This window comes from Mammaliicoccus sp. O-M54 (genome assembly GCF_022386035.1).
GTDB classification, from domain to species: Bacteria; Bacillota; Bacilli; order Staphylococcales; family Staphylococcaceae; genus Mammaliicoccus; species Mammaliicoccus sciuri_A.
Genome location: NZ_JAJNJE010000001.1, coordinates 251,384 through 272,322, shown reverse-complemented (window position 1 = coordinate 272,322; position 20,939 = coordinate 251,384). Strand labels below are relative to the sequence as shown.

At 31.5% G+C, this 20,939-nt stretch carries 19 protein-coding genes; 4 read left to right on the top strand and 15 right to left on the bottom strand.

Annotated features, from left to right (window positions below; translation table 11 throughout):
- Position 1 precedes the first annotated feature (1 nt).
- The 3 genes from LQ673_RS01460 to LQ673_RS01450 are packed head-to-tail and all read right to left on the bottom strand — an operon-like array spanning position 2 to position 1,814.
- Positions 2-805, bottom strand: a complete 804-nt coding sequence (locus LQ673_RS01460; RefSeq protein ID WP_025905664.1) for an NAD kinase — start codon at positions 803-805, stop codon at positions 2-4.
- 11 nt (positions 806-816) lie between these two features.
- Positions 817-1,452: a GTP diphosphokinase gene (gene yjbM / locus LQ673_RS01455; RefSeq protein WP_037588886.1), complete on the bottom strand. Its 636-nt coding sequence runs from the start codon at positions 1,450-1,452 to the stop codon at positions 817-819.
- 5 nt (positions 1,453-1,457) lie between these two features.
- Positions 1,458-1,814, bottom strand: a complete 357-nt coding sequence (locus LQ673_RS01450; RefSeq protein WP_025905666.1) for a UPF0738 family protein — start codon at positions 1,812-1,814, stop codon at positions 1,458-1,460.
- 135 nt (positions 1,815-1,949) lie between these two features.
- On the opposite strand from LQ673_RS01450, the gene LQ673_RS01445 reads away from it, so the two are divergent.
- The 3 genes from LQ673_RS01445 to LQ673_RS01435 all read left to right on the top strand — a co-directional run bounded on the left by LQ673_RS01445 (position 1,950) and on the right by LQ673_RS01435 (position 3,798).
- Positions 1,950-2,528 (top strand): CYTH domain-containing protein, encoded by a 579-nt coding sequence (locus LQ673_RS01445; protein WP_126477187.1) that lies wholly within the window; start codon positions 1,950-1,952, stop codon positions 2,526-2,528.
- Positions 2,529-2,623: 95 nt separating this feature from the next.
- Positions 2,624-2,983 carry a globin domain-containing protein gene (locus tag LQ673_RS01440; protein WP_049319860.1) on the top strand — a complete coding sequence of 120 codons (360 nt, stop codon included), beginning with the start codon at positions 2,624-2,626 and terminating at the stop codon, positions 2,981-2,983.
- Positions 2,984-3,003: 20 nt separating this feature from the next.
- Positions 3,004-3,798, top strand: a complete 795-nt coding sequence (locus LQ673_RS01435; RefSeq protein WP_103361597.1) for a DsbA family protein — start codon at positions 3,004-3,006, stop codon at positions 3,796-3,798.
- Between the two features lie 503 nt (positions 3,799-4,301).
- Here LQ673_RS01435 and pepF read toward each other — a convergent pair.
- The 4 genes from pepF to spxA all read right to left on the bottom strand — a co-directional run bounded on the left by pepF (position 4,302) and on the right by spxA (position 8,428).
- Entirely contained in the window at positions 4,302-6,107 is a 1,806-nt protein-coding gene (gene pepF / locus LQ673_RS01430) for an oligoendopeptidase F (protein ID WP_107565922.1), read from the bottom strand.
- 41 nt (positions 6,108-6,148) lie between these two features.
- Positions 6,149-7,138 carry a competence protein CoiA gene (locus tag LQ673_RS01425; RefSeq protein WP_191835747.1) on the bottom strand — a complete coding sequence of 330 codons (990 nt, stop codon included), beginning with the start codon at positions 7,136-7,138 and terminating at the stop codon, positions 6,149-6,151.
- A 53-nt stretch (positions 7,139-7,191) separates the two neighbouring features.
- Complete coding sequence (mecA, locus tag LQ673_RS01420) at positions 7,192-7,881, bottom strand: adaptor protein MecA (protein WP_025905672.1); 690 nt, start codon at positions 7,879-7,881, stop codon at positions 7,192-7,194.
- A gap of 151 nt (positions 7,882-8,032) precedes the next feature.
- The gene (spxA, locus tag LQ673_RS01415) at positions 8,033-8,428 is read right to left on the bottom strand and encodes a transcriptional regulator SpxA (RefSeq protein ID WP_025905673.1); all 396 of its coding nucleotides are present in this window, start codon (positions 8,426-8,428) and stop codon (positions 8,033-8,035) included.
- 334 nt (positions 8,429-8,762) lie between these two features.
- Between spxA and trpS the strand changes: the two genes are divergently transcribed.
- The gene (trpS, locus tag LQ673_RS01410) at positions 8,763-9,758 is read left to right on the top strand and encodes a tryptophan--tRNA ligase (RefSeq protein ID WP_037588881.1); all 996 of its coding nucleotides are present in this window, start codon (positions 8,763-8,765) and stop codon (positions 9,756-9,758) included.
- Positions 9,759-10,287: 529 nt separating this feature from the next.
- Here trpS and LQ673_RS01405 read toward each other — a convergent pair.
- The 8 genes from LQ673_RS01405 to LQ673_RS01370 form a co-directional block, all read right to left on the bottom strand.
- Complete coding sequence (locus tag LQ673_RS01405) at positions 10,288-11,910, bottom strand: peptide ABC transporter substrate-binding protein (RefSeq protein WP_239744989.1); 1,623 nt, start codon at positions 11,908-11,910, stop codon at positions 10,288-10,290.
- A 44-nt stretch (positions 11,911-11,954) separates the two neighbouring features.
- Complete coding sequence (locus LQ673_RS01400; protein WP_037588879.1) at positions 11,955-13,595, bottom strand: peptide ABC transporter substrate-binding protein; 1,641 nt, start codon at positions 13,593-13,595, stop codon at positions 11,955-11,957.
- Between the two features lie 140 nt (positions 13,596-13,735).
- Entirely contained in the window at positions 13,736-14,449 is a 714-nt protein-coding gene (locus LQ673_RS01395) for an ATP-binding cassette domain-containing protein (RefSeq protein WP_191835746.1), read from the bottom strand.
- Between the two features lie 11 nt (positions 14,450-14,460).
- Complete coding sequence (locus LQ673_RS01390; RefSeq protein ID WP_191835745.1) at positions 14,461-15,171, bottom strand: hypothetical protein; 711 nt, start codon at positions 15,169-15,171, stop codon at positions 14,461-14,463.
- Between the two features lie 162 nt (positions 15,172-15,333).
- Positions 15,334-16,989: a peptide ABC transporter substrate-binding protein gene (locus tag LQ673_RS01385; protein ID WP_191835744.1), complete on the bottom strand. Its 1,656-nt coding sequence runs from the start codon at positions 16,987-16,989 to the stop codon at positions 15,334-15,336.
- Positions 16,990-17,078: 89 nt separating this feature from the next.
- Complete coding sequence (locus LQ673_RS01380; RefSeq protein ID WP_191835743.1) at positions 17,079-18,749, bottom strand: peptide ABC transporter substrate-binding protein; 1,671 nt, start codon at positions 18,747-18,749, stop codon at positions 17,079-17,081.
- Positions 18,750-18,896: 147 nt separating this feature from the next.
- On the bottom strand, positions 18,897-19,862 hold the full coding sequence (locus LQ673_RS01375; protein WP_191835742.1) for an ABC transporter ATP-binding protein: 966 nt from the start codon (positions 19,860-19,862) through the stop codon (positions 18,897-18,899).
- Positions 19,862-20,935, bottom strand: coding sequence for an ABC transporter ATP-binding protein (locus LQ673_RS01370; RefSeq protein WP_037588873.1), 1,074 nt, complete (start codon positions 20,933-20,935; stop codon positions 19,862-19,864). Before LQ673_RS01370 ends, LQ673_RS01375 begins: the two co-directional genes overlap by 1 nt.
- Positions 20,936-20,939 lie beyond the last annotated feature (4 nt).

The following is a 20,939-nucleotide window of genomic DNA, read 5'->3' as shown; positions in this document are numbered from 1 at the left end:
TTTAATCCTCATTTGAAATAAATGAATCATGTACTCTTTTCCAGAAAGGAAATGGTCTAAATCTCGCAAAGCGGACTTTTTCATTTGCTACTCTATATTGAATAGATTCAATATTTTTATGTTTAACATTTACATGATCAATCGTAACTTGTAATGTATCGTTATTTACAGGATGTATATGACAAACGTGATGTTTAGGCAATACAAGCGGAGAACCGACTGTTCTAAAGACACGGTTATTAATAGAAGCTATTTCAGCTATTTGCATAGCTTCTAGTGATGGATGTATAAGTGCCCCACCTAAAGCTTTATTATAAGCTGTTGAGCCAGATGGTGTTGATACGCATAAACCATCGCCTCTAAATCTTTCAAACTGCTCGCCTCTTAATACTAAATCTACGACTAGTGTTGCGCCATTATCTGTTTTAATTGTCGCTTCATTTAAAGCTAAATATCTTGTTTCATATCCGCCTTTTTTATAACGAATAATCACTTCTAATAATGGATATTCTATAACTTGATAAGTTGAATTATTAATTTCGATAATGAGTTTTTCAACTTCATGTGGCAACCAATCAGCATAGAAACCTAAATGCCCAGTATGTACACCTACGAAACTGACATCACCTAACATATGACTATATTGGTGAAATGCTTGTAATAAAGTACCATCTCCACCAACAGAAATTACGATATCGGGTGATTCTTTGTCTTCAACCATATTAAAGTCATTCATATGATTTTTCATCTTATACATTAAAGCATTCGATTTTGAATCACCTTTTGATAATATATTATACTTCAAAGCATTCACCCCTAATCGTGTTTATGTTTATTACTTTTCTGTCTGGAATAATATTTCTGTGCTTCTTGAATTTCTTCACGTATTTCAGACATTTCTTCATCTAATAAAAATGCTGCCTCAGCTGCTCTCTCTAGTCTATTTCTTATTTCAGGAGGATAATCACCATCGTACTTATATCTTAAAGTGTGTTCAATCGTCGCCCAGAAATTCATCGCTAATGTTCTAATTTGAATTTCTGCCAAAATATTTGTTTGACCATGTAACGTTTCAATTGGATAACTAATAATGACATGATACGAGCGATATCCACTTTCTTTTGTATATTCGATATAATTTCGTTCTTCTACAACTTCAAAATCTTGACGTTGTCTTAATAGTTCTACAACGATATCTATATCATCAACAAACTGACACATCATTCTTAAACCTGCAATATCATACATTTCCTCTCTTAATCGATCAAAAGGAATATTACGTTGATTTGCTTTATCTATAATACTTGAGATAGGTTTAACACGACCTGTAACAAACTCAATTGGCGAAGGTTTATCTGAAGATTCATATTGTTTACGTAACCCCTTCAATTTAATCTTTAATTCGTCAATTGCTTGTTTATATGGTGCCAAAAATTCTTCCCATTGATTCATAACCATCACTCCGCTTTGTTTAATTCAAATGCTTCCTCTACCGAAGCTACAAACGCTTTACCATAGTTGTGATTATCTGCGATGTTATCTAATAAAAATTCCATTTCTTCTTTAAATGAAGTTAATACTAAATGATCGTTGACGATGACCTCTTTGTCGAAGTGTTCATGAATCATTGACCATGTTTCCTCTACAAATAATAAATAATGGTATTGTTCACCGCTATCAAGCATATATACAAATGCATGATTATCGCTATCTACAATCATATGCTCTGCTGGTTCTAATCCCTCAGTTGGTTGGTCTGTATAACATTTGATTTGATTATCATTTATTTTAATTTCATTTACATAAATACGCATTGTTGTTCCTCCTTATTCCAATCTATTTTAACACATTTTAATTTAAACATTCATATCATCAAGTCAATTTTGTATAATTACTTGTTTATCCGTAAATCTTCTATAATAATAGTGTAAAAGGAAGTGTATATCAAAATGGGACAAGAACTCGAAATTGAATTCAAGAATATGCTCACGCTTGAAGATTATGAATTAATCAAACAATATTATTTTAAACAAAGTGAGCCTTTTAAACAAACAAATTACTATATAGATACAAATAATCATGATATTATGTCACAAAAAATGGCACTACGAATACGTGAAAAGAATCATAATTATGAAATGACATTAAAAGTCCCACAAGAAGTTGGTCTTCTAGAATATAACGAAATAGTTGAGGATGTTCCTAAACAAGGCGAACGATTAGACAAACAATATCTTCCAGAAAACATTACTGAAATATTAAATAAGTTCAATATTCCATTGAATGATCTGCGACAACTTGGTGATTTAACGACTTATAGATTAGAAAAAGATATAGGCACAGGACTTTTAGTATTAGATCATAGTATTTATTTAGGTATTGAAGATTACGAATTAGAATTCGAAGTTAAAGACTATGCTAAAGGCGAAATAGCTTTTAATAAAATTTTGAATGACATGAATATAGAAAGAAATATTCCAAATAATAAAGTGGTACGCTTTTTCAATGCAGATCGCAAAAGAACATGAATTTACTTTCGTTACAAGTCGAAATACTTTCAAAAATTTAAGAACATGTTATATTAATATTATCGATAATGAAATAAGCAAGAAAAGGTGAAATTATGACCCCATATGAAGTAATCGACCCCCAAGATTTGTACGACATGATTGATCACTTTTATTATCTCGTAGAACGCGATAATCGTATTAATCATCTTTTCCCTGGTGACTTTGCAGAAACGAGTCGTAAACAGAAACAGTTTTTAACTCAGTTTTTGGGTGGTCCAGCATTATATACAGAAGAACATGGTCATCCGATGTTACGACAACGTCATTTACCTTTCAGAATTACGAATAAAGAAAGAGATGCTTGGCTAGAGAATATGCTTGAAGCACTTACCCAATCTCGATTAAATAAAGATATACAAGAATATTTATATGAAAGACTCAAGCTAACTGCAAACCACATGGTTAACGCTTAATATAGTTGAAGGTGGATAATATGGCCGAAGAATTAAGACTAATCCATGCTAATGAACAAAATAATATAGATTTAACACCTGTAAGCAAAATCGAAATTTATTCATTTTTCGATCCATTTTGCGAAGATTGTTTTAATCTATCAGCTACATTAGCAAAGTTAAAAATTGAATATCAAAAATATGTTAAAATTCGTCAGATTTTGAACCCATCTCTAAAAGTTTTGACTAAATGTCAGGCTCAAAGCACATGTGAATTTGATAATGTAGCTTTAGCATTTAAAGCAGCAGAATTACAAGGACATAATAGAGCGAGCAGATTTCTAAACTTAATTCAGAATGAAATTATACCTCATGAAAAAATCATTACAACTGAGTTAATTAGAAAATGTGCGTACAAATCTGGAATTGATTTATCTGTATTTATTAAAGACTTAAAAGAACAGTCATTGACTGAAAGTTTACAAACAGATTTGCACATTGCACGTGAAATGGATATCAATATGACACCATCACTTGTGTTCTTTAATGAAGATGTACATTCTGAAGGACTTAAAGTAGAAGGTTTATACCCATATCATATTTATACGTATATCATTCAAGAACTTATTGGAACTGAAGTTGAGAAACAACTCCCTCCAAAATTACTCGACTATATACAGTCGCAATCCATTATTTCTGAACAAGAAATTGCGACAATATATGAATGGCCAGAGAAAATCGTCAAACGCGAATTAAAAAAATTACAACTCCAAAATTATATAGAACAACAAGATTCTGTACACGGAGATTTTTGGAAATTCAAGAAAAATAAATAATAGAAAGTATAGGATCTGTATCCTAACTTAAATTAAATAACATCTCATTTCATTTGTTCATTCAGTTAGAAATGAGATGTTATTTTTTATGCTTTAGATAAAATGCATAAAATAAAAAAACAGCAGTCATTCATCATTAAGATGAATAGCTGCTGTTTTAATTTGGACATTTATGCCCTACTCAATTTTTAGCATGAACATTAAGTTTCATACTTTATGGTTAAATATACGTTCTTATAACTTATACTTACCATTTTAATAGATAACTTTTGGGATGTTAACTATGAATGAACAAACAAATAAATAAAAAACACCGTGTCTGATTACACGGTGCTTAAACAAAGGGGATGGGAGAAATTTTTCACTTCAAACAAAGGGGTATGTTTGTTATGTGATTAATTTCATGTATGTAATATAACATGGTCTGTACACTAAATTCAACAAAAAACATCGGTTTTTTTAATTTGTCACACAGTTGTCATATTGGAAACGTCTACATACATTTATTTCTCTTTTACAAGCTTTTCAAAGGCATTTAGTTTCTGTTCAAATACTTCCATTGCCTCTTCTATAGGTTGTTTAGATGTCATATCTACACCAGCTTTTTTCAATACTTCAATCGGATAATCTGAGCTACCTGCTTTTAAGAATTCATTAATATATCTCTCAACAGCTGGTTCGCCTTCTTCTAATATTTGTTTGCTCAATGCTTGTGCTGCACTATAACCTGTAGCATATTGATAAACATAGAAATTATAATAGAAATGAGGAATACGTGACCATTCTTTGGCAATGTTCTCATCTGTCACAACAGCATCTCCGAAATATTTTTTATTAAGTTCTGCATACTCAGAGTTTAAACGATCTGCAGTTAATGGTTCACCATCTTCTACAATTTTATGAATAAGATATTCAAATTCAGCGAACATTGTCTGTCTAAATAATGTTGCTCTAAATCTTTCTAACTCTTGGTTTAATAAATATTTACGCTTTTCAGGATCTTCTAAGTTCTTATCCATATATTCACTTAATAACGCTTCGTTAGTTGTTGAAGCAACTTCTGCTACAAAGATTGAATAATCACTTTCATTTGATTGTTGATGTTTTCTACTGAAATAACTATGTGCAGAATGTCCAAATTCATGAATTAACGTAAATAAATCAGAAATAGAGTCTGTCCAGTTAAGTAAAATAAATGGATTTGTTAAGTGAGCGCCTGAAGAATAACCACCAGAGCGTTTACCTTTATTCTCATAAACGTCTACCCATCTATTATTTAAACCTTCTTCAACTACATCTGTGTACGTTTGACCCATAGGTTGTAACGCTTTAACCATCCAGTCTTTAGCTTCTTCATATGGCATTTCAAATGAAGAGTTTTTAACAAGAGGTGTATACATATCATACATATGCATTTCATCTAAACCGAGTAATTCTTTTCTTAAAGCTGTATAACGATGTAACAATGGTAAATGCTTATGTACAGTCGCAATTAAGTTATCGTATACTTCTTCTGGAATAAAGTTATTTGATAATGCTTGTTCACGAGCTGAGTTGTACTTGCGAACTTTTGAACTAAATATAGCAGTCTTTACTTTCCCACTTAACGTCGCAGTTAATGTATTGTTATGACTACCATATGCTTCATATACATTATCATAAGCAGATTTTCTTAACACGCGGTCTTCAGATTCTAACAATTTAGTATATGTACCTTGTGTCAGTTCGTGTTCATTACCATCTTTATCAACTGCTGGTTTAAATGTTAAGTCAGCATTATTGAACATACCAAATACATTGCTAGGTGTTTGTAATGCTTCCCCTGCTTCAGCTAAAATCTTTTCCTCTTTATCGCTTAAAATATGAGGTCTTTTCTTATTAAGTTTTTCAATATCAAATTGATATCTTTTTAAATCATCATTAGATTCAACAAATTCATTTAATGTTGCTTCATCAATAGACATTAATTCAGGTAAAATAAAGCTCCATGCACTCGCAAATTTATTAGCAAGTGTTGCTGCCTTCGCTTCATATCCAGCGTATTTATCATTTGCTGTGTCTTGATCATGTTTCAAATGAGCATAAACATAAACTTTACCTAGTTTCTCATCAATTTCACTATCAAGTAATAACGCTTTATACAATGTTTCTGCACTATCTTTCAAGTGACCTTTGAATTGTTCTTCTTTACCTAAATAGCCTTCTAACTCTTTAAAAGCTTCTTCATATGCTTCGTCAGAAGAAAAGATAGTTGTTAAGTCCCATGTATATTGTTCTTGTTGTTCTTCCCTTGTAATTAACTTCGCCATCTTAATAGCCTCCTTAATATTTCATATTTATAATTTTCTCATTAATTAGTCGAATTTGCACGTGAAATAGCCTTTCGTTTTACAATTGAAATATATGAGTAAAAGGCGTTTAAAAGGATTTCTTTCTTAGAGTAATGACAATCATAAAATGATCTAAATTCTATGAACTGATAAAATTTTTCAAAAGTAAATGTCTTATTTTTCATTTCTAAAAATAAGTATGATTGCCATGTTATACAATGTGTTAAAAAATATATTTGTTCAGGGACTATTATGCCTATAATCGGTTGTCTCTTCTTATGTATTAAGCGTGCATTATATAATAACGATAGCGTCGGTTCTAATACATTCTTCTGTTTCCTACATTTAGTTAAATATTCTTGATAAGCTCTATCCGTTAACGCTAAATTTGGTATTTGCTTTAATGGGTAATCTTCTAATAAATGCTCCCATTGAATTTCACATCTATAACCGATAAATCTATGTTTATCAATTGATTGTAAACATTCATATCTTATTAACAGTCGCTCATCAGGATTATAAGTTATAAGTGTTCTTTCTCTATGATTAATGAGTGCTGCTTCGAAATAACTGAGAGTTAATATTCCATTCTGATATTTAATTTCTTTACCTATCCAAATTACTTTCATATCCATTACTCGAAATCCTTCGCTTCTATCCATTAATAAATCAAAGCTAATAGGTGAATATTGAAATTCGACAACGGTATTGTTATTAATCAGTATGTCAGGTATTTGTTCTATCTCTGAAATATAATATTCCATATCTATGTTAACTTTCCCATTTAAGCATGCATAAATATGATGTTTAGAAGATATGTGATCAAGAGATTCTTTCTTATAACTATTTCTTAAACAATAACTATCTACTTTATGAGCAAAGTGCGCAACAGTATGTTTCCCTTTCTTGATAACAAGTTCAGATAAACAATCCGGGCACTTATATATTTCATTTGCCTTAGCGTGTTGTGCATATATTAACTGATTATGTTGATTAAGTCCCATTAACATAAAAAAACACCTCTTTACTATATAAAACGTAAAGAGGTGCTAAAATTACTTATTTAATTTTTAGGTTCAAAATATCTTCTCACTTGACCCATAACATTATAACTCATGACAACTTTTGCATAATCATCTAGATATAATTTAGACACTTGAGTTGGATTAGCATATTCAAGTAATTGTCCGTAGAAGTCATTAATAATGTCTTCACTATCTATTTGATCAAATTGTACATAATAATAATATTTGTTATCTAACATGTATAATAAGTCTGTAAATACAATATCTTTATGTTCATTATAATGTGCATATTCAATAATATCTTCTAACTCTTCGAATCTTACAAGTAAGCCTATGTCTTTAGGGACAAAATGTTTTTCAGCTTCTTTCTCTTCATTCAAGAGATCTCCGATATTCTGATCAGAATCGAGTGCTTGAGATAAGAAATCATTGACTTGATACTCTAATTGTTCATTAGATTCTTCGTCAGTCATATTTAACAGTTCGTCACCTTTAGATTTAGAAACGGTTACTTCAACACCCTTTTCAAATGCATGCACTTGGATCCACAATGGTCCTTCAACGACAAATTCTTCCTCATCATTGATTTCATCCATCATAGACCAGAAAAATTCTTCGCCACGTTTACGATTTGTCCATAAATCTTCACGTTTGAAACCTCTTGCTTCGATATCTTGATAAGTTATAAATAATTTTACCGTTGTTTCATCAATTCGTTCTATTCTCATAATGTCACACTCCCTTACTCTAGGAATAGTACATTCATTGTATTATAAACAAGTACATTTTAACAGTAATTTGTTCGAACTATTCACATTTAATTTTATATACAAAAATAGCCCCTGTAAACAGGAGCTATAATGTTAATATTAGACTAAATTAGTCAACCATACGTTGTGCTTCCATTAATTGGAATGTACGCACTTTTCTTGGTAAGAAACGACGAATTTCATCTTCGTTATAACCAACTTGTAAACGTTTATCATCTAAAATAATAGGTCGACGTAATAAACCTGGGTTGTCTTGTATAATTGTATATAATTCTTGTAGAGGTAATGCATCGATATCTACATTTAATTTTTGATATGTTTTAGAACGAGTTGAAATAATTTCGTCTGTTCCATCTTCTGTCATCTTTAAGATTGATTTAATTTCATCTAATGTTAAGTGTTCTGAAAAAATATTACGCTCCGTATACGGAATGTCATGTTCTTGTAACCATGCTTTCGCTTTACGGCAAGATGTGCAACTTGGTGAAGTAAATAATGTTACCATACATCTCACTCTCCTAATTGAATATTATTTATGTTAAACGTCAGTGAACTTATAAGATAAAATACACTTAATTATATATACCCTATATCTTACTAGGTTAAACATATATTGCTCACTTGGTTTAATCTTTATCTAATTGCTATAAATATATTATATAACTCAAAGATTAAAATTAAATGAGAAACTGCTAATAATTCATTAAAAAGCACATAAATTATAGATGAATATGTTTATGACGACATATTTATCTAATTACAAGAATAACACAACTTACAAATGAATAAAATACTGTTATAATGATATAAAGAAATTTTGTAGAAAAGAGGCAAGGTTAATGGAAACTTTATTTTCAGGTATCCAACCAAGTGGTATCCCTACTTTAGGTAACTACATTGGTGCATTAAAACAATTTAATGAGATTCAACACGACTATGACTGCTTTTTTTGCATTGTAGATCAGCATGCAATTACAGTACCTCAAGATAGACTTAAATTAAGAGAAAATACACGTAAATTAGCTGCGATTTACTTAGCATCTGGACTAGACCCAGAAAAAGTAACGCTATTTATCCAATCAGAAGTACCAGCACATATTCAAGCCGGTTGGATTTTAACAACAATCAGTTCAATTGGTGAACTTGAAAGAATGACGCAATATAAAGATAAAGCACAAAAACAATCTCAAGGTATTCCAGCAGGTCTATTAACTTATCCACCATTAATGGCAGCAGATATTGTACTTTATAATACAAATATCGTACCTGTCGGCGATGACCAAAAACAACATATTGAATTAACACGTAATGTTGTTGATCGCTTTAATACGAAATATAATGATGTTTTAATTAAGCCAGAAATTCACATGCCTAAGTTTGGTGCTAGAATTATGAGCTTACAAGATCCATCTAAGAAAATGAGTAAGAGTGATGATAATCAAAAGAACTTCATCTCATTATTAGATGAGCCAAACGTTGCAGCTAAGAAAATTAAAAGTGCTGTTACAGATTCTGATGGCATTGTTAAATATGATAAAGAAAACAAGCCAGGTATCAGTAACTTGCTCGTTATATACTCTAGCCTATCAGGTCAATCAATTGAAGAATTAGAAGCACAATATGCTGATAAAGGATATGGCGATTTCAAAGGAGACTTAGCTGAAGAAGTTAAGAAATTCCTTGTAGAATTCCAAGAAAAATTCAATTATTATTATGAAAACAAAGAAGTATTAGATGAAATACTTGATAAAGGTAGAGATAAAGCAAGTTTCGTAGCCAACAAAACATTGAAAAAGATGGAAAACGCTATAGGATTAGGAAGAAAAAGAAAATAATTATAAAAAGAGATGGTCTTGACCATCTCTTTTTTATGCTAGATTATGTTTGATTATTATAACGCACGATATTTCTCAGTCTTCGTGCGTTTCACCCTGATTTTGTACCTTAGCGCACGATATCTCCTAGTCTTCGTGCGTTATACCCTGATTTTGTACCTTAGCGCACGATATCTCTCAGTCTTCGTGCGTTTCACCCCTATTTTGTACCCTAACGCACGATATTTCTCAGTCTTCGTGCGTTTCACCCTGATTTTGTACCTTAGCGCACGATATCTCTCAGTCTTCGTGCGTTTCACCCCTATTTTGTACCTTAGCGCACGATATCTCTCAGTCTTCGTGCGTTTCACCCTGATTTTGTATCTTAACGCACGATATCTCTCAGTCTTCGTGCGTTTCACCCCTATTTTGTACCCTAGCGCACGATATCTCTCAGTCTTCGTGCGTGCCCAACTACCAATTTCATCTCCAAACTATAAAAAGCAGTAGAAACTCACATTTAAGTGAATTTCTACTGCTTCTTTAATGTCTATTTTTCAATATAAGCTTCTTTTAATGTAGAAACGCCTCCGTATTGGTGGTTCACTACATTTTTAACGTTAGGTTTTTGAAGTTGTGCTACACCGACTTGATAAAGTGGTACAATACCCGCTTCATTTAATAACATACCTTCAGCTCTTTGTAATTCTGAAAGTCGCTTATCAGGATCACTTGCTAATGATGAGTCTGCTGCTTTAATAATACTGTCATATTCTTTATTAGACCAGCCAGTATTATTATGAGAACCGTCTGTTACATAAAGTTCTAAGAATGTCATTGGATCTGGATAATCTGGAATCCAGTTTTCTAGTGACATTTCATATTCACCTTTTGATACGAGATCAAGTTTTTGTTTAAATGGTTGTTGCTTAATTTTAATTGTAACACCATCTAAATTTTTCTCTAATTGTTCTTTAAAGTATTCAGCATCTCGTTTAGCTGTGTCTTTATCATAAGTCATCAGCTCAATTGTAAATTTATCTTTACCTAATGCTTTTTTAGCTTTTTCATAATGTTCTTTTGCTTCTTTAACATTATATTGATTCGTATTTTTCACGCCATCTTGATATTCTTTACCTTTACTATCTTTAACAAAATCTTTCGGTACAAAGTTGTCTGTTGGAATAGAACCGTTATTCAAGTTGTTTTTTACGTATGCTTCTTTATCAATTGCTTTAGCAAATGCTAATCTAAAGTCTTCATTCTTGAATTCAGGTACTGTATCTTCATTTAATTTGAAGTAATACGTTACAGTATCTAATTCTGTATTAAATGCTTTATCATCTTTATATTTCTTAACTTGTTCTGCTGGTAAATCTACAATATCTAGTTTATTCGTTTCATATAAATTTACAGCTGTTGAAGCTTCTTTAACGACTTTGTAGTTTACTTTGTTTAATTTAACTTTATCTTTATCCCAGTAATCATCATTTTTTTCTAGCGTTACTTTATCATCTGTTTTCCATTCAGTCATTTTGAATGGTCCATTATATAAAGTTGTTTTGACTGTTGTACCATACTTGTCACCTTGTTTTTTAACGAATTTTTCATTTTGTGGCATAAATGTACCGAATGACAATAATTCTTTATAGTATGGTAATGATTTCGTTAGTTCAAATTCTAATGTATGATCATCTACGGCTTTAACACCAAGTTCTTCAGGCTTTTTGTCACCTGAATTAATTTCTTCTGCATTTTTAATATCGTATAAGATATATGCATATTCAGATGCAGTATCTGGGTCTACAACTTTTCTCCAAGCAAAGACAAAATCATGTGCCGTTACTGGATCGCCATTTGACCATTTTGCATCATCTCTTAATTTAATCGTCCACTTCTTACCATCGTTCGTAATTTTCGGATCACCTTTTGCTACTGCTGGTATTGCTTTATCATCTTTATCTAATGTGTAGAGACCTTCCATTGTTTGGAAGAACATATCAAATGATAAACCATCTGTTGCCATAGCTGAATCCATCGTGGGTATATCACCATTGATTTGTAAATCTAATGTTTCGTCACTCTTGCCTTTACTTCCGCCACCCGATGAACATGCACTCAATACGAGTACAGCTGCCAACATCATTGTTAAAACTTTAAATATTTTCGACATGTAACTCATCCCCTAAGTTTATATTTAGTTAAACTACCGATTTGTTACTTTTGAACATAAGCATGTTTTAAATCTGTATCTCCACCAAATTTATGTCTTTCAATATCTTTCACATAACTTTGCGTTAATCTTGCATTACCTTGTTGATAAATAGGCACAATAACCGCTTCATCTAACAATAATGATTCAGCATCTTGCATAGCTTCAACACGTTCTTGTTCTTTATCTAACAATTTATCTCCCGCATCGTTAATTTTGCTATCATATTCTTTGTTTTTCCAACCTGTTTCATTCATCACATTATCGCTTGTAAATAATTCTAAGAATGTCATAGCATCTGGGTAATCAGGACCCCATCTACCGAATGAAATTTGATAATCCATGTTCGCTTCTAGTTTTAATTTTTGCTTGTAAGGCTGTTGTTTAACTTTAATTGTCACGCCTGGTAAGTTTTGCTCAATTTGCTCTTTAAAGTATTCAGCATCTTTTTTAGCGTTATCTTGGTCATATGTTAATAATTCAAAAGTAAATTCATCTTTACCAAGTTCTTTCTTAGCAGCTTCTAAATGTTTCTTAGCTTCTGCTTTATTGAATTTATTATCTGTTTTAACACCTTTAGTATAGTCTTCTCCTTTAGTATCCTTTACAAATTCTGTAGGTACTAATGAGTTTGCTGCTTTAGAACCATTGTTTAAATTACTCTTAACATATTGTTCTCTATCAATTGATTGCGCGATTGCCATTCTTAAATCTTTATTTTTGAATTCAGGTACATCTTTTTGATTCATTCTCATAAAGTAAACTCTTGATTCAAGTTCTGTGTTATAAGCTTTATCTTTTTCATATTTCTTAACATTTTCTGCTGGGATAAGCGCTTCATCTACATCCCCTGCATTATACATATTTAGAGCTGTTTGAGGCTCTTTAACAACTTTAAAATTCACACTATCTAGTTTCACATTACCTTTATCCCAATATTCTTTGTTCTTAGTTAAAGTATAATTATCTTCCGTCTTCCAGTCAGATAACGTAAATGGTCCATTGTATAGTGTATCTTCTGCAGTTGTACCGTATTTATCGCCTTTTTCTTTTACGAATTTTTCATTTTGCGGTAAAAATGAACCGAATGACAATAATTCTTGGTAATAAGGTAATTCACGATTAAGTTTAATTTCTAATGTCTTATCATCAATCGCTTTAACACCTAATTCTTCAGGCTTTTTGTCACCTTTGTTAATATCTTCGGCATTTTCAATATCAAACATAATAAATGCATACTCAGAAGCAGTCTTTGGATCAACTAATTTACGCCAAGCATATACGAAATCATGTGCAGTAACTTCATCTCCATTCGACCACTTTGCATCTCTTAATTCAATCGTCCAAGTCAAACCGTCTTTAGACTTTTTAGGATCACCCTTTGCAATACCCGGAATTGCTTTGTCATTTTTATCTAACTTATACAACCCTTCCATCGTATTATTTAATGCATCAAAAGACACAGCATCAGTTGCTAAAGATGAATCCATTGATGGAATATCCGAAATAGAAATTAATCGTAACTTTTTGCCATCCCCTGCAGAACCGCCACTTTTATCCTTTCCGTTTCCACCACTACATGCCGATAAAAGTAAAATTATCGACAGAAAAACTAAAAAACTCCACCTTGCATGTTTGTTTTTCATAAACATTTCCCCTTATTCAATTTTTGAAAATTCAGTCATTTCTGAACTTTCTTCAATTATAATGTTAATTTGTTTATGTCGCAACATAAGTTATCAAGTTGACAGCAATAATATTTTACAAATTAAAATTAAGAGGAAAACTAGTATTTATTTATACCTATAGTATTTTCAAAAGCCACATCTGGATTTTGAGTATGATTTAATTCTAACCACTTATCATAGTTTCCTTCATATACGATTTCTCCATGATCTATAAATATGATATGTGGATTTAAATGAGCTAAATCTTGTAATTGATGAGTGGCTAATAGACAAATTTTACCTTTATGTATTAATGACTGTAATTTTTCCATTATCATTTTCCTAGATACTGGATCAACACCACTCGTCGGTTCGTCAAATAAGAACAGCTTTCTATCCAAGTTTGAAAAAATCACTGTTAACAGCCATTTAGTTTCTCCAAATGACATCTTCCCTATTTTCATTTTTAATAAATGATCATATTTCTCTTTTTCGATGTTGGATAAACCTTTATAAAAATGATCTTTGAACTTCTTTTTCTCATCCTTAGGAATAATGCCTAAAAATAACTTTATAAGGTCTTCTCCAGTATTATTTGGTGCGTAATAATTATATTGTGTTAGAAATGAAATATCATTCAATTTCGGCATATTGATTTCATCGTATTCTGCTTTTAAATGATTCGTTATACAATCGAATAAAGTTGTTTTACCAGCTCCATTCATACCTATTAATACATTTAATCTGTCTCGTTTTAGATCAAACGAAATATTTGAAAGTACAGCTTTATCACTATTTTTGTATGTATATTTTAAATTTTTTACATAGTACATGTAACTCATCCTTATCTAATAATTTTAGAATTAATATCTAATTTTATAAGTGCATATAAACCAATTACGACATAAAGTACGTAGATTATAGGAATCATCATGCTAAAATGATTAAAACCAAGAACAATCAATTCCCCTAATTTATAAAGGAAATGTAACGGATTAATCCATTCCAATCCAAAGAGTTGCATATTGACAATGTAAAATAATGCAATTGAAAGTATCGTTGAAATAGTAGCGATAGAACTTGCTTTAAAAGGCAATGACGTTACTACTAAGAATATAAATGATATAGGAATGATTAAAAGTATATAAATAAAGGCATATAATAAAATTTTCAAACTAAAGAGTTTAAATAAAGCCATAAATAGAATGGATATAACACTTATGCTTATAGATAAAATTAAGATTTGAGATACTAATATTGCCAATATAAATGGATACTTGGACCCTGCCAACATAACATAACTTTTCAGTGCGCCAACTTCTCTAATATTTGCAATTTCAACTGCAATGCCATTAAGTAATATCAGGATTGTCATAAATGACCAAAATTGAACTAATAATATTTCCTTATCTTCAATAGTCTTGACACTATTTTGATAAACTGAAAAATTAATGATAATCATTAGAATCGGAAAAATTAGCGTCCAAACTAAAGTAATCCTATCTTTCAATATCGATTTTAAATTAAATACAAGAAAAGAATTAAGTGGATTCATAGTTCCCTCCAATTAGCTTTTAAAAGCGTGAATTTTCTGACTTTATTTAGTTTAATTATATATAAAGTCTATTTCAGTATCAATAAAGTGTTAAAAATTTACAAAATAAATAGGGATATAAAATTCATACACAAATGGTTTTTATATCCCTTTTAAATTAATTTATTTAGCGCCTTCTATTTCGACGCCTTTTAATGTGTAATCTCCACCGTATTTATGGTTTTGCCAATTTTTAATATATGGTTGTCTCAATCGTGCAGACCCTGTTTGGAATAATGGAGATATGGATGCTGAATCTAAAAATTCTGATTCTGCATCTTGTAATGCTTTAATACGTTTATCGCTATTTTCTGGTTTCAACATTTCATCTGAATTGGCTTCTTCTAACGCTTTATCATACGCTTTGTTAGCATATCCTGTTTGGTTATGCGGAGAATCTGATGTAAATAAATCTAAGAATGTTGTTGGATCTGGATAATCTGGGAACCAACCTGCAAATGAAATATCAAAGTCTTTTTTAGACTCAAGTGCGAGTTTTTGTTTAAATGGTTGTTGTTTAATTTTTAATGTTACACCAGGTAAATTTTTCTCTACTTGTTCTTTAACAAATTCTCCTGCTTTTTTAGATTCATCTTCATCATACGTTAGCAATTCAATTGTAAATTTATCTTTACCTAAGTCTTTTTTCGCTTGTTCTAGATGTTCTTTTGCTTCTTTTTTATTATAGCTCAGTGACGATTTCACACCTTCTGTATAATCTTTATCATCGCTATCTTTCACAAAGTCTTTAATCATTAATGTATCTAATGGTTTAGATCCATTATTCAACAACGAATTCACATATGATTTCTTATCGATTGATTTCGCAATTGCTTTTCTTAAATCTTCATTTTTTAAGTTCTCATTTTTCTCTTTATTAATTCTGAAGAAGTAACTTCCTGATGTTGCTTCAGTAGAAAAATCTTCTCTGTCTTTATATTTTTTTATGTTTTGCGCATCTAAACCAACCATGTCTAACTTACCTGTTTGATACATATTAATGGCTGTTTGCGTATTTTTAACAACTTTAACGTTCACGTCTTGAACTTTGACTTTATCTTTATCCCAATATTCATCGTTCTTTTCAAGCTTCCATTTATCTTCTGGTTTCCACTCTGTTAATTTATATGGTCCATTAGATAATGTGGTCTTAGCTGTTGTTCCAAATTTGTCACCTTGCTTTTTAACAAACTTTTCATTTTGAGGCATGTATGAACCGAATGCTAATAAACTTTCCATCCAAGGCACATCTTTAATGAGTTTAATTTGAAGCGTGTGATCATCAATCGCTTTAACACCTAATTCTTCTGGCTTTTTATCACCTTGCGTAATGTCTTTTGCATTCTCTATATTTTCAAACATATATGCAAATTCTGCAGCTGTATCTGGATCCACTGATCTTTGCCATGCATATACAAAATCATGTGCAGTTACTGGGTCCCCGTTAGACCATTTTGCGTTATCTCTTAATTCAATTGTCCATGTTTTCCCATCACTAGACTTTTTAGGTTCATCTTTTGCAACACCTGGTATAGGTTTGTCATTCTTGTCTAATACATATAAGCCTTCTAACGTTTGTGCAAAAGTTGTAAATGATACTTGGTCAGCTGCTAATGACGGATCCATAGTTGGTATATCATCCCCTGATGCTAAATTAAGCTCATTTTTAGATTTGGATTGTTTAATATTACTGCCTTTTTCATCTTTATCATTACTACACGCTGACATAATAAGCATCAATGAGACAACTATCATAAATATGACTTTATACTTTTTCATTTTTAATGCGCCTCCTCATTGTTTTGTCAAACATCATGAATATATAAAGAAAAGCAATCAATGTTTCCATTGATTGCTTTCATTCACTTTTATTTAGCTCCAGCGATTTCTACTTCTTTAAGTGAGTAGTCACCACCGAATTTATGTGGTTGCCAGTTTTTAACGTAAGGTTGACGTAAACGTGCAACACCTTGTTGGTAAAGTGGCCCAATTGAAGCTGAGTCTAAGAATTTAGTTTCAGCATCTTGTAATAATTTAGTACGTTTTTCACTATTTTCATCTTTTAACATTTCATCAGAGTTAGCTTCTTCTAATGCTTTATCGTACTCATCATTTGAATATCCTGTTTGGTTATGTGGACTATTTTTCTTAAATAAATCTAAGAATGTAGTTGAGTCTGGATAGTCAGGACCCCAACCAGCAAATGAAATGTCATAATCGCCTTTAGATTCTAATGCTAATTTTTGTTTGAAAGGTTGTTGTTTAATTTTTAATGTTACACCTGGTAAGTTTTTCTCAACTTGTTCTTTAACGAACTCAGCTGCTTTTTTAGATTCATCAGCATCATATGTTAATAACTCGATGTTGAATTTATCTTTACCAGTTGCTTTTTTAGCTTTTTCTAATAATTTCTTAGCTTCTTCTTTGTCATAATTTAATGGAGATTTAACGCCATCGATGTAGTCTTTACCGTCTTCATCTTTAACGAAATCTTTAACCATTAATTTATCTGAAGGAACAGAACCATTGTTTAATAATGATTTAACATATTGTTCTTTATCAATAGATTTTGCGAATGCTTTTCTTAAATCTTCATTTGCTAAATCTTTATTCTTAGTTTTGTTAATTCTAAAGAAATAGTTAGAAGAGTTTAATTGAGTAGAGAAGTCTTCTCTATCTTTATATTTTGTTACGTTTGAAGCATCTAATCCAACAGTATCTAATTTACCAGTTTGGTACATGTTAATAGCTGTTTGTACTTCTTTTACAACTTTATAGTTAACTTCTTTAAGTTTAACTTTGTCTTTATCCCAATATTCTTTGTTTGGTACAAGCTTCCAGTTATCTTCAGTTTTCCATTCTTTCATCATGAATGGACCGTTTGATAATGTAGCATCAGCAGTAGTCCCGAATTTCTTACCTTGCTTCTCAACGAATTTTTCGTTTTGAGGCATGAATGAACCGAAAGCAAATAGACTTTGCATCCAAGGAACGTCCTTAATTAATTTAACTTCTAAAGTATGATCATCGATTGCTTTAACACCTAATTCTTCAGGTTTTTTCTTACCTGCAGTAATGTCTTTAGCGTTTTCGATGTTTTCAAACATGTATGCATATTCTGCAGCTGTGTCTGGATCAACAGTTCTTTGCCAAGCATAAACGAAGTCATGCGCTGTTACTGGATCACCATTTGACCATTTTGCATTGTCTCTTAATTTGATAGTCCAAGTTTTGCCGTCTGCAGATTTTTCAGGATCTGCTTTTGCAACACCTGGTGCAGGATTATCATCTTTATCTAAAACATATAATCCTTCTAAAGTTTGGTTAAACGTAAAGAATGATACTTGGTCTGTTGCTAAAGATGAATCCATAGTTGGAATATCTGATGATGAAGATAAGTTTAAGACGTTTTCAGATTTTTCGCTCTTAACGCCGCCTTTACCACCTTCGTCACTTTTAGAACCGCCACCACTACATGCTGCTAACGTTAAAACAGCTGCAACGAGTATTGACAATAAAACCGAAATCTTCTTCCTCATATAGCTTTTCCCCCTTGTTTTCTTTCTCCTGTGTAATCAGAAGAGTTATTATAATTATATTTTAAAAATGCATGAATAACAACAAAAATTCACACAATTTTCAAACAATTGTTAAAATGCGATTAACCTAAATTAAAAAACTATAATTTATGCTTCTGTTAAATCAAAGTCTTTATTATAGTTGGCTTTCTTCTCAGCAAATTCTTTTTCAGAACAATATACAAAGTGATTCGGACCTACTTCTCTTAATTCTAGTTTGTCGTCGTCTTCATATTTATGTATATCTGGATTATATGAAGATCTTGTTCTTGTTCGTTCAGAATCAGGATCTGGTAATGGAATCGCTGATAACAATGATTTAGTATATTCATGTTGAGGATGCTTATAAATTTGGTCAGATGGTCCAAGTTCAACCAATTTACCAAAGTACATTACACCGATTCTATCTGAAATATATTTAACCATTGATAAATCATGCGCGATGAATAAGAACGTAATGCCTTTTTCATCTTGTAGCTTTTGCATTAAGTTAACAACTTGTGCTTGAATCGAAACGTCAAGTGCAGAGATAGGTTCATCTGCAATAATGAATTCTGGTTCAACAGCTAATGCACGCGCAATTCCTAACCTTTGTCTTTGTCCACCAGAGAACTCATGTGGATATCTATTAGCATGCTCTTTATTTAAACCAACTGTTTCAAGTAATTCATAAACACGTTTTTTTCTTTCTTCTTTACTTGAAACGAGTTTGTGAACATCTAAACCTTCAGCAATTATATCCATAACTTTAAGACGTGGGTTTAACGATGCATATGGATCTTGGAAAATCATTTGCATACGACGATTAAATCGTAATAAGTCTTTACGCTTTTTGATATTTTGTATATCAACGTTATCAAAGATGACTTTCCCGTCAGTTGCATCATATAGTTTAATAAGTGTGCGTCCCGTTGTGGATTTACCACAACCAGACTCACCAACTAAACCTAATGTTTCACCTTTAAATATTTGAAATGAGATATCATCTACCGCTCTTACCTCATTTTTCTTACCTACGTTGAAATATTGCTTTAAATTTTGAACATCAATCAGTACTTCTTTTTTATCAGCCATTAGAACGTCACCCTTTCTACACGTTTTGGCTTGTCAAATTGATCTGGTGTTGCTTTTTGTTTTAATTTAACAGCTTCTGGTAATTCTACTTTAGGTGCTCTTTCATCTAACAACCATGACTTCACAAAGTGTGTAGGTGAAATTTGGAACCAAGGTGGCTCTTCCTTAAAGTCAATATCTAAGGCATATTCACTACGTCTAGCAAAAGCATCTCCAACAGGTGGCTTGATTAAATCTGGTGGTGTACCAGGTATAGCCAAAAGCTCTGTTTCATGAGATGTTTCTAAACTTGGCATTGATGATAGTAAGCCCCATGTGTATGGATGTTTAGGATTATAGAAAATTTCATCAACAGAACCTGTTTCTACTATTTGTCCACCATACATAACTGCTACTCTATCTGCCACGTTTGCTACTACACCTAAGTCATGTGTAATAAAGATAATAGAAGTATCTATTTTATGTTGTAATTCTTTCATTAATTCTAATATTTGTGCTTGAATCGTTACGTCTAATGCTGTTGTAGGTTCATCCGCAATTAAGATTTTAGGGTCACAAGCTAATGCTGTCGCAATAACAATCCTTTGTCTTTGACCACCTGAGAATTGGTGAGGATAGTTATTAAACCTTTCTTTTGCTTTCGGTAAACCTACTAAATTTAAAATATCTAATGCGCGTTTTTTCGCATCTTGTTTAGATAATTTTTGATGCTTAATAAGTGGTTCCATGACTTGCTTACCAATTTTCATTGTTGGATTGAGTGAAGTCATAGGATCTTGGAATATCATACCGATCTCTTTACCACGAATTTTCTGCATTTCTTTTTCGCTTAATTTTGCAATATCTTTCCCGTCAAATAAGATAGAACCGTCTTTAATTCTACCTACTTTTCTAGGCAATAAACGTGTTAATGCTTTAGTCGTAACAGATTTACCTGAACCTGATTCACCAACTATTGCAAGTGTTTCCCCTTTATCTAAATAAAAGTCTACACCTCTTACTGCTTGTACTTCCCCCGCGTCAATGTCGAAGGAAACATGTAAGTTATTTACTTCTAATATTCTCTTAGCCATAATT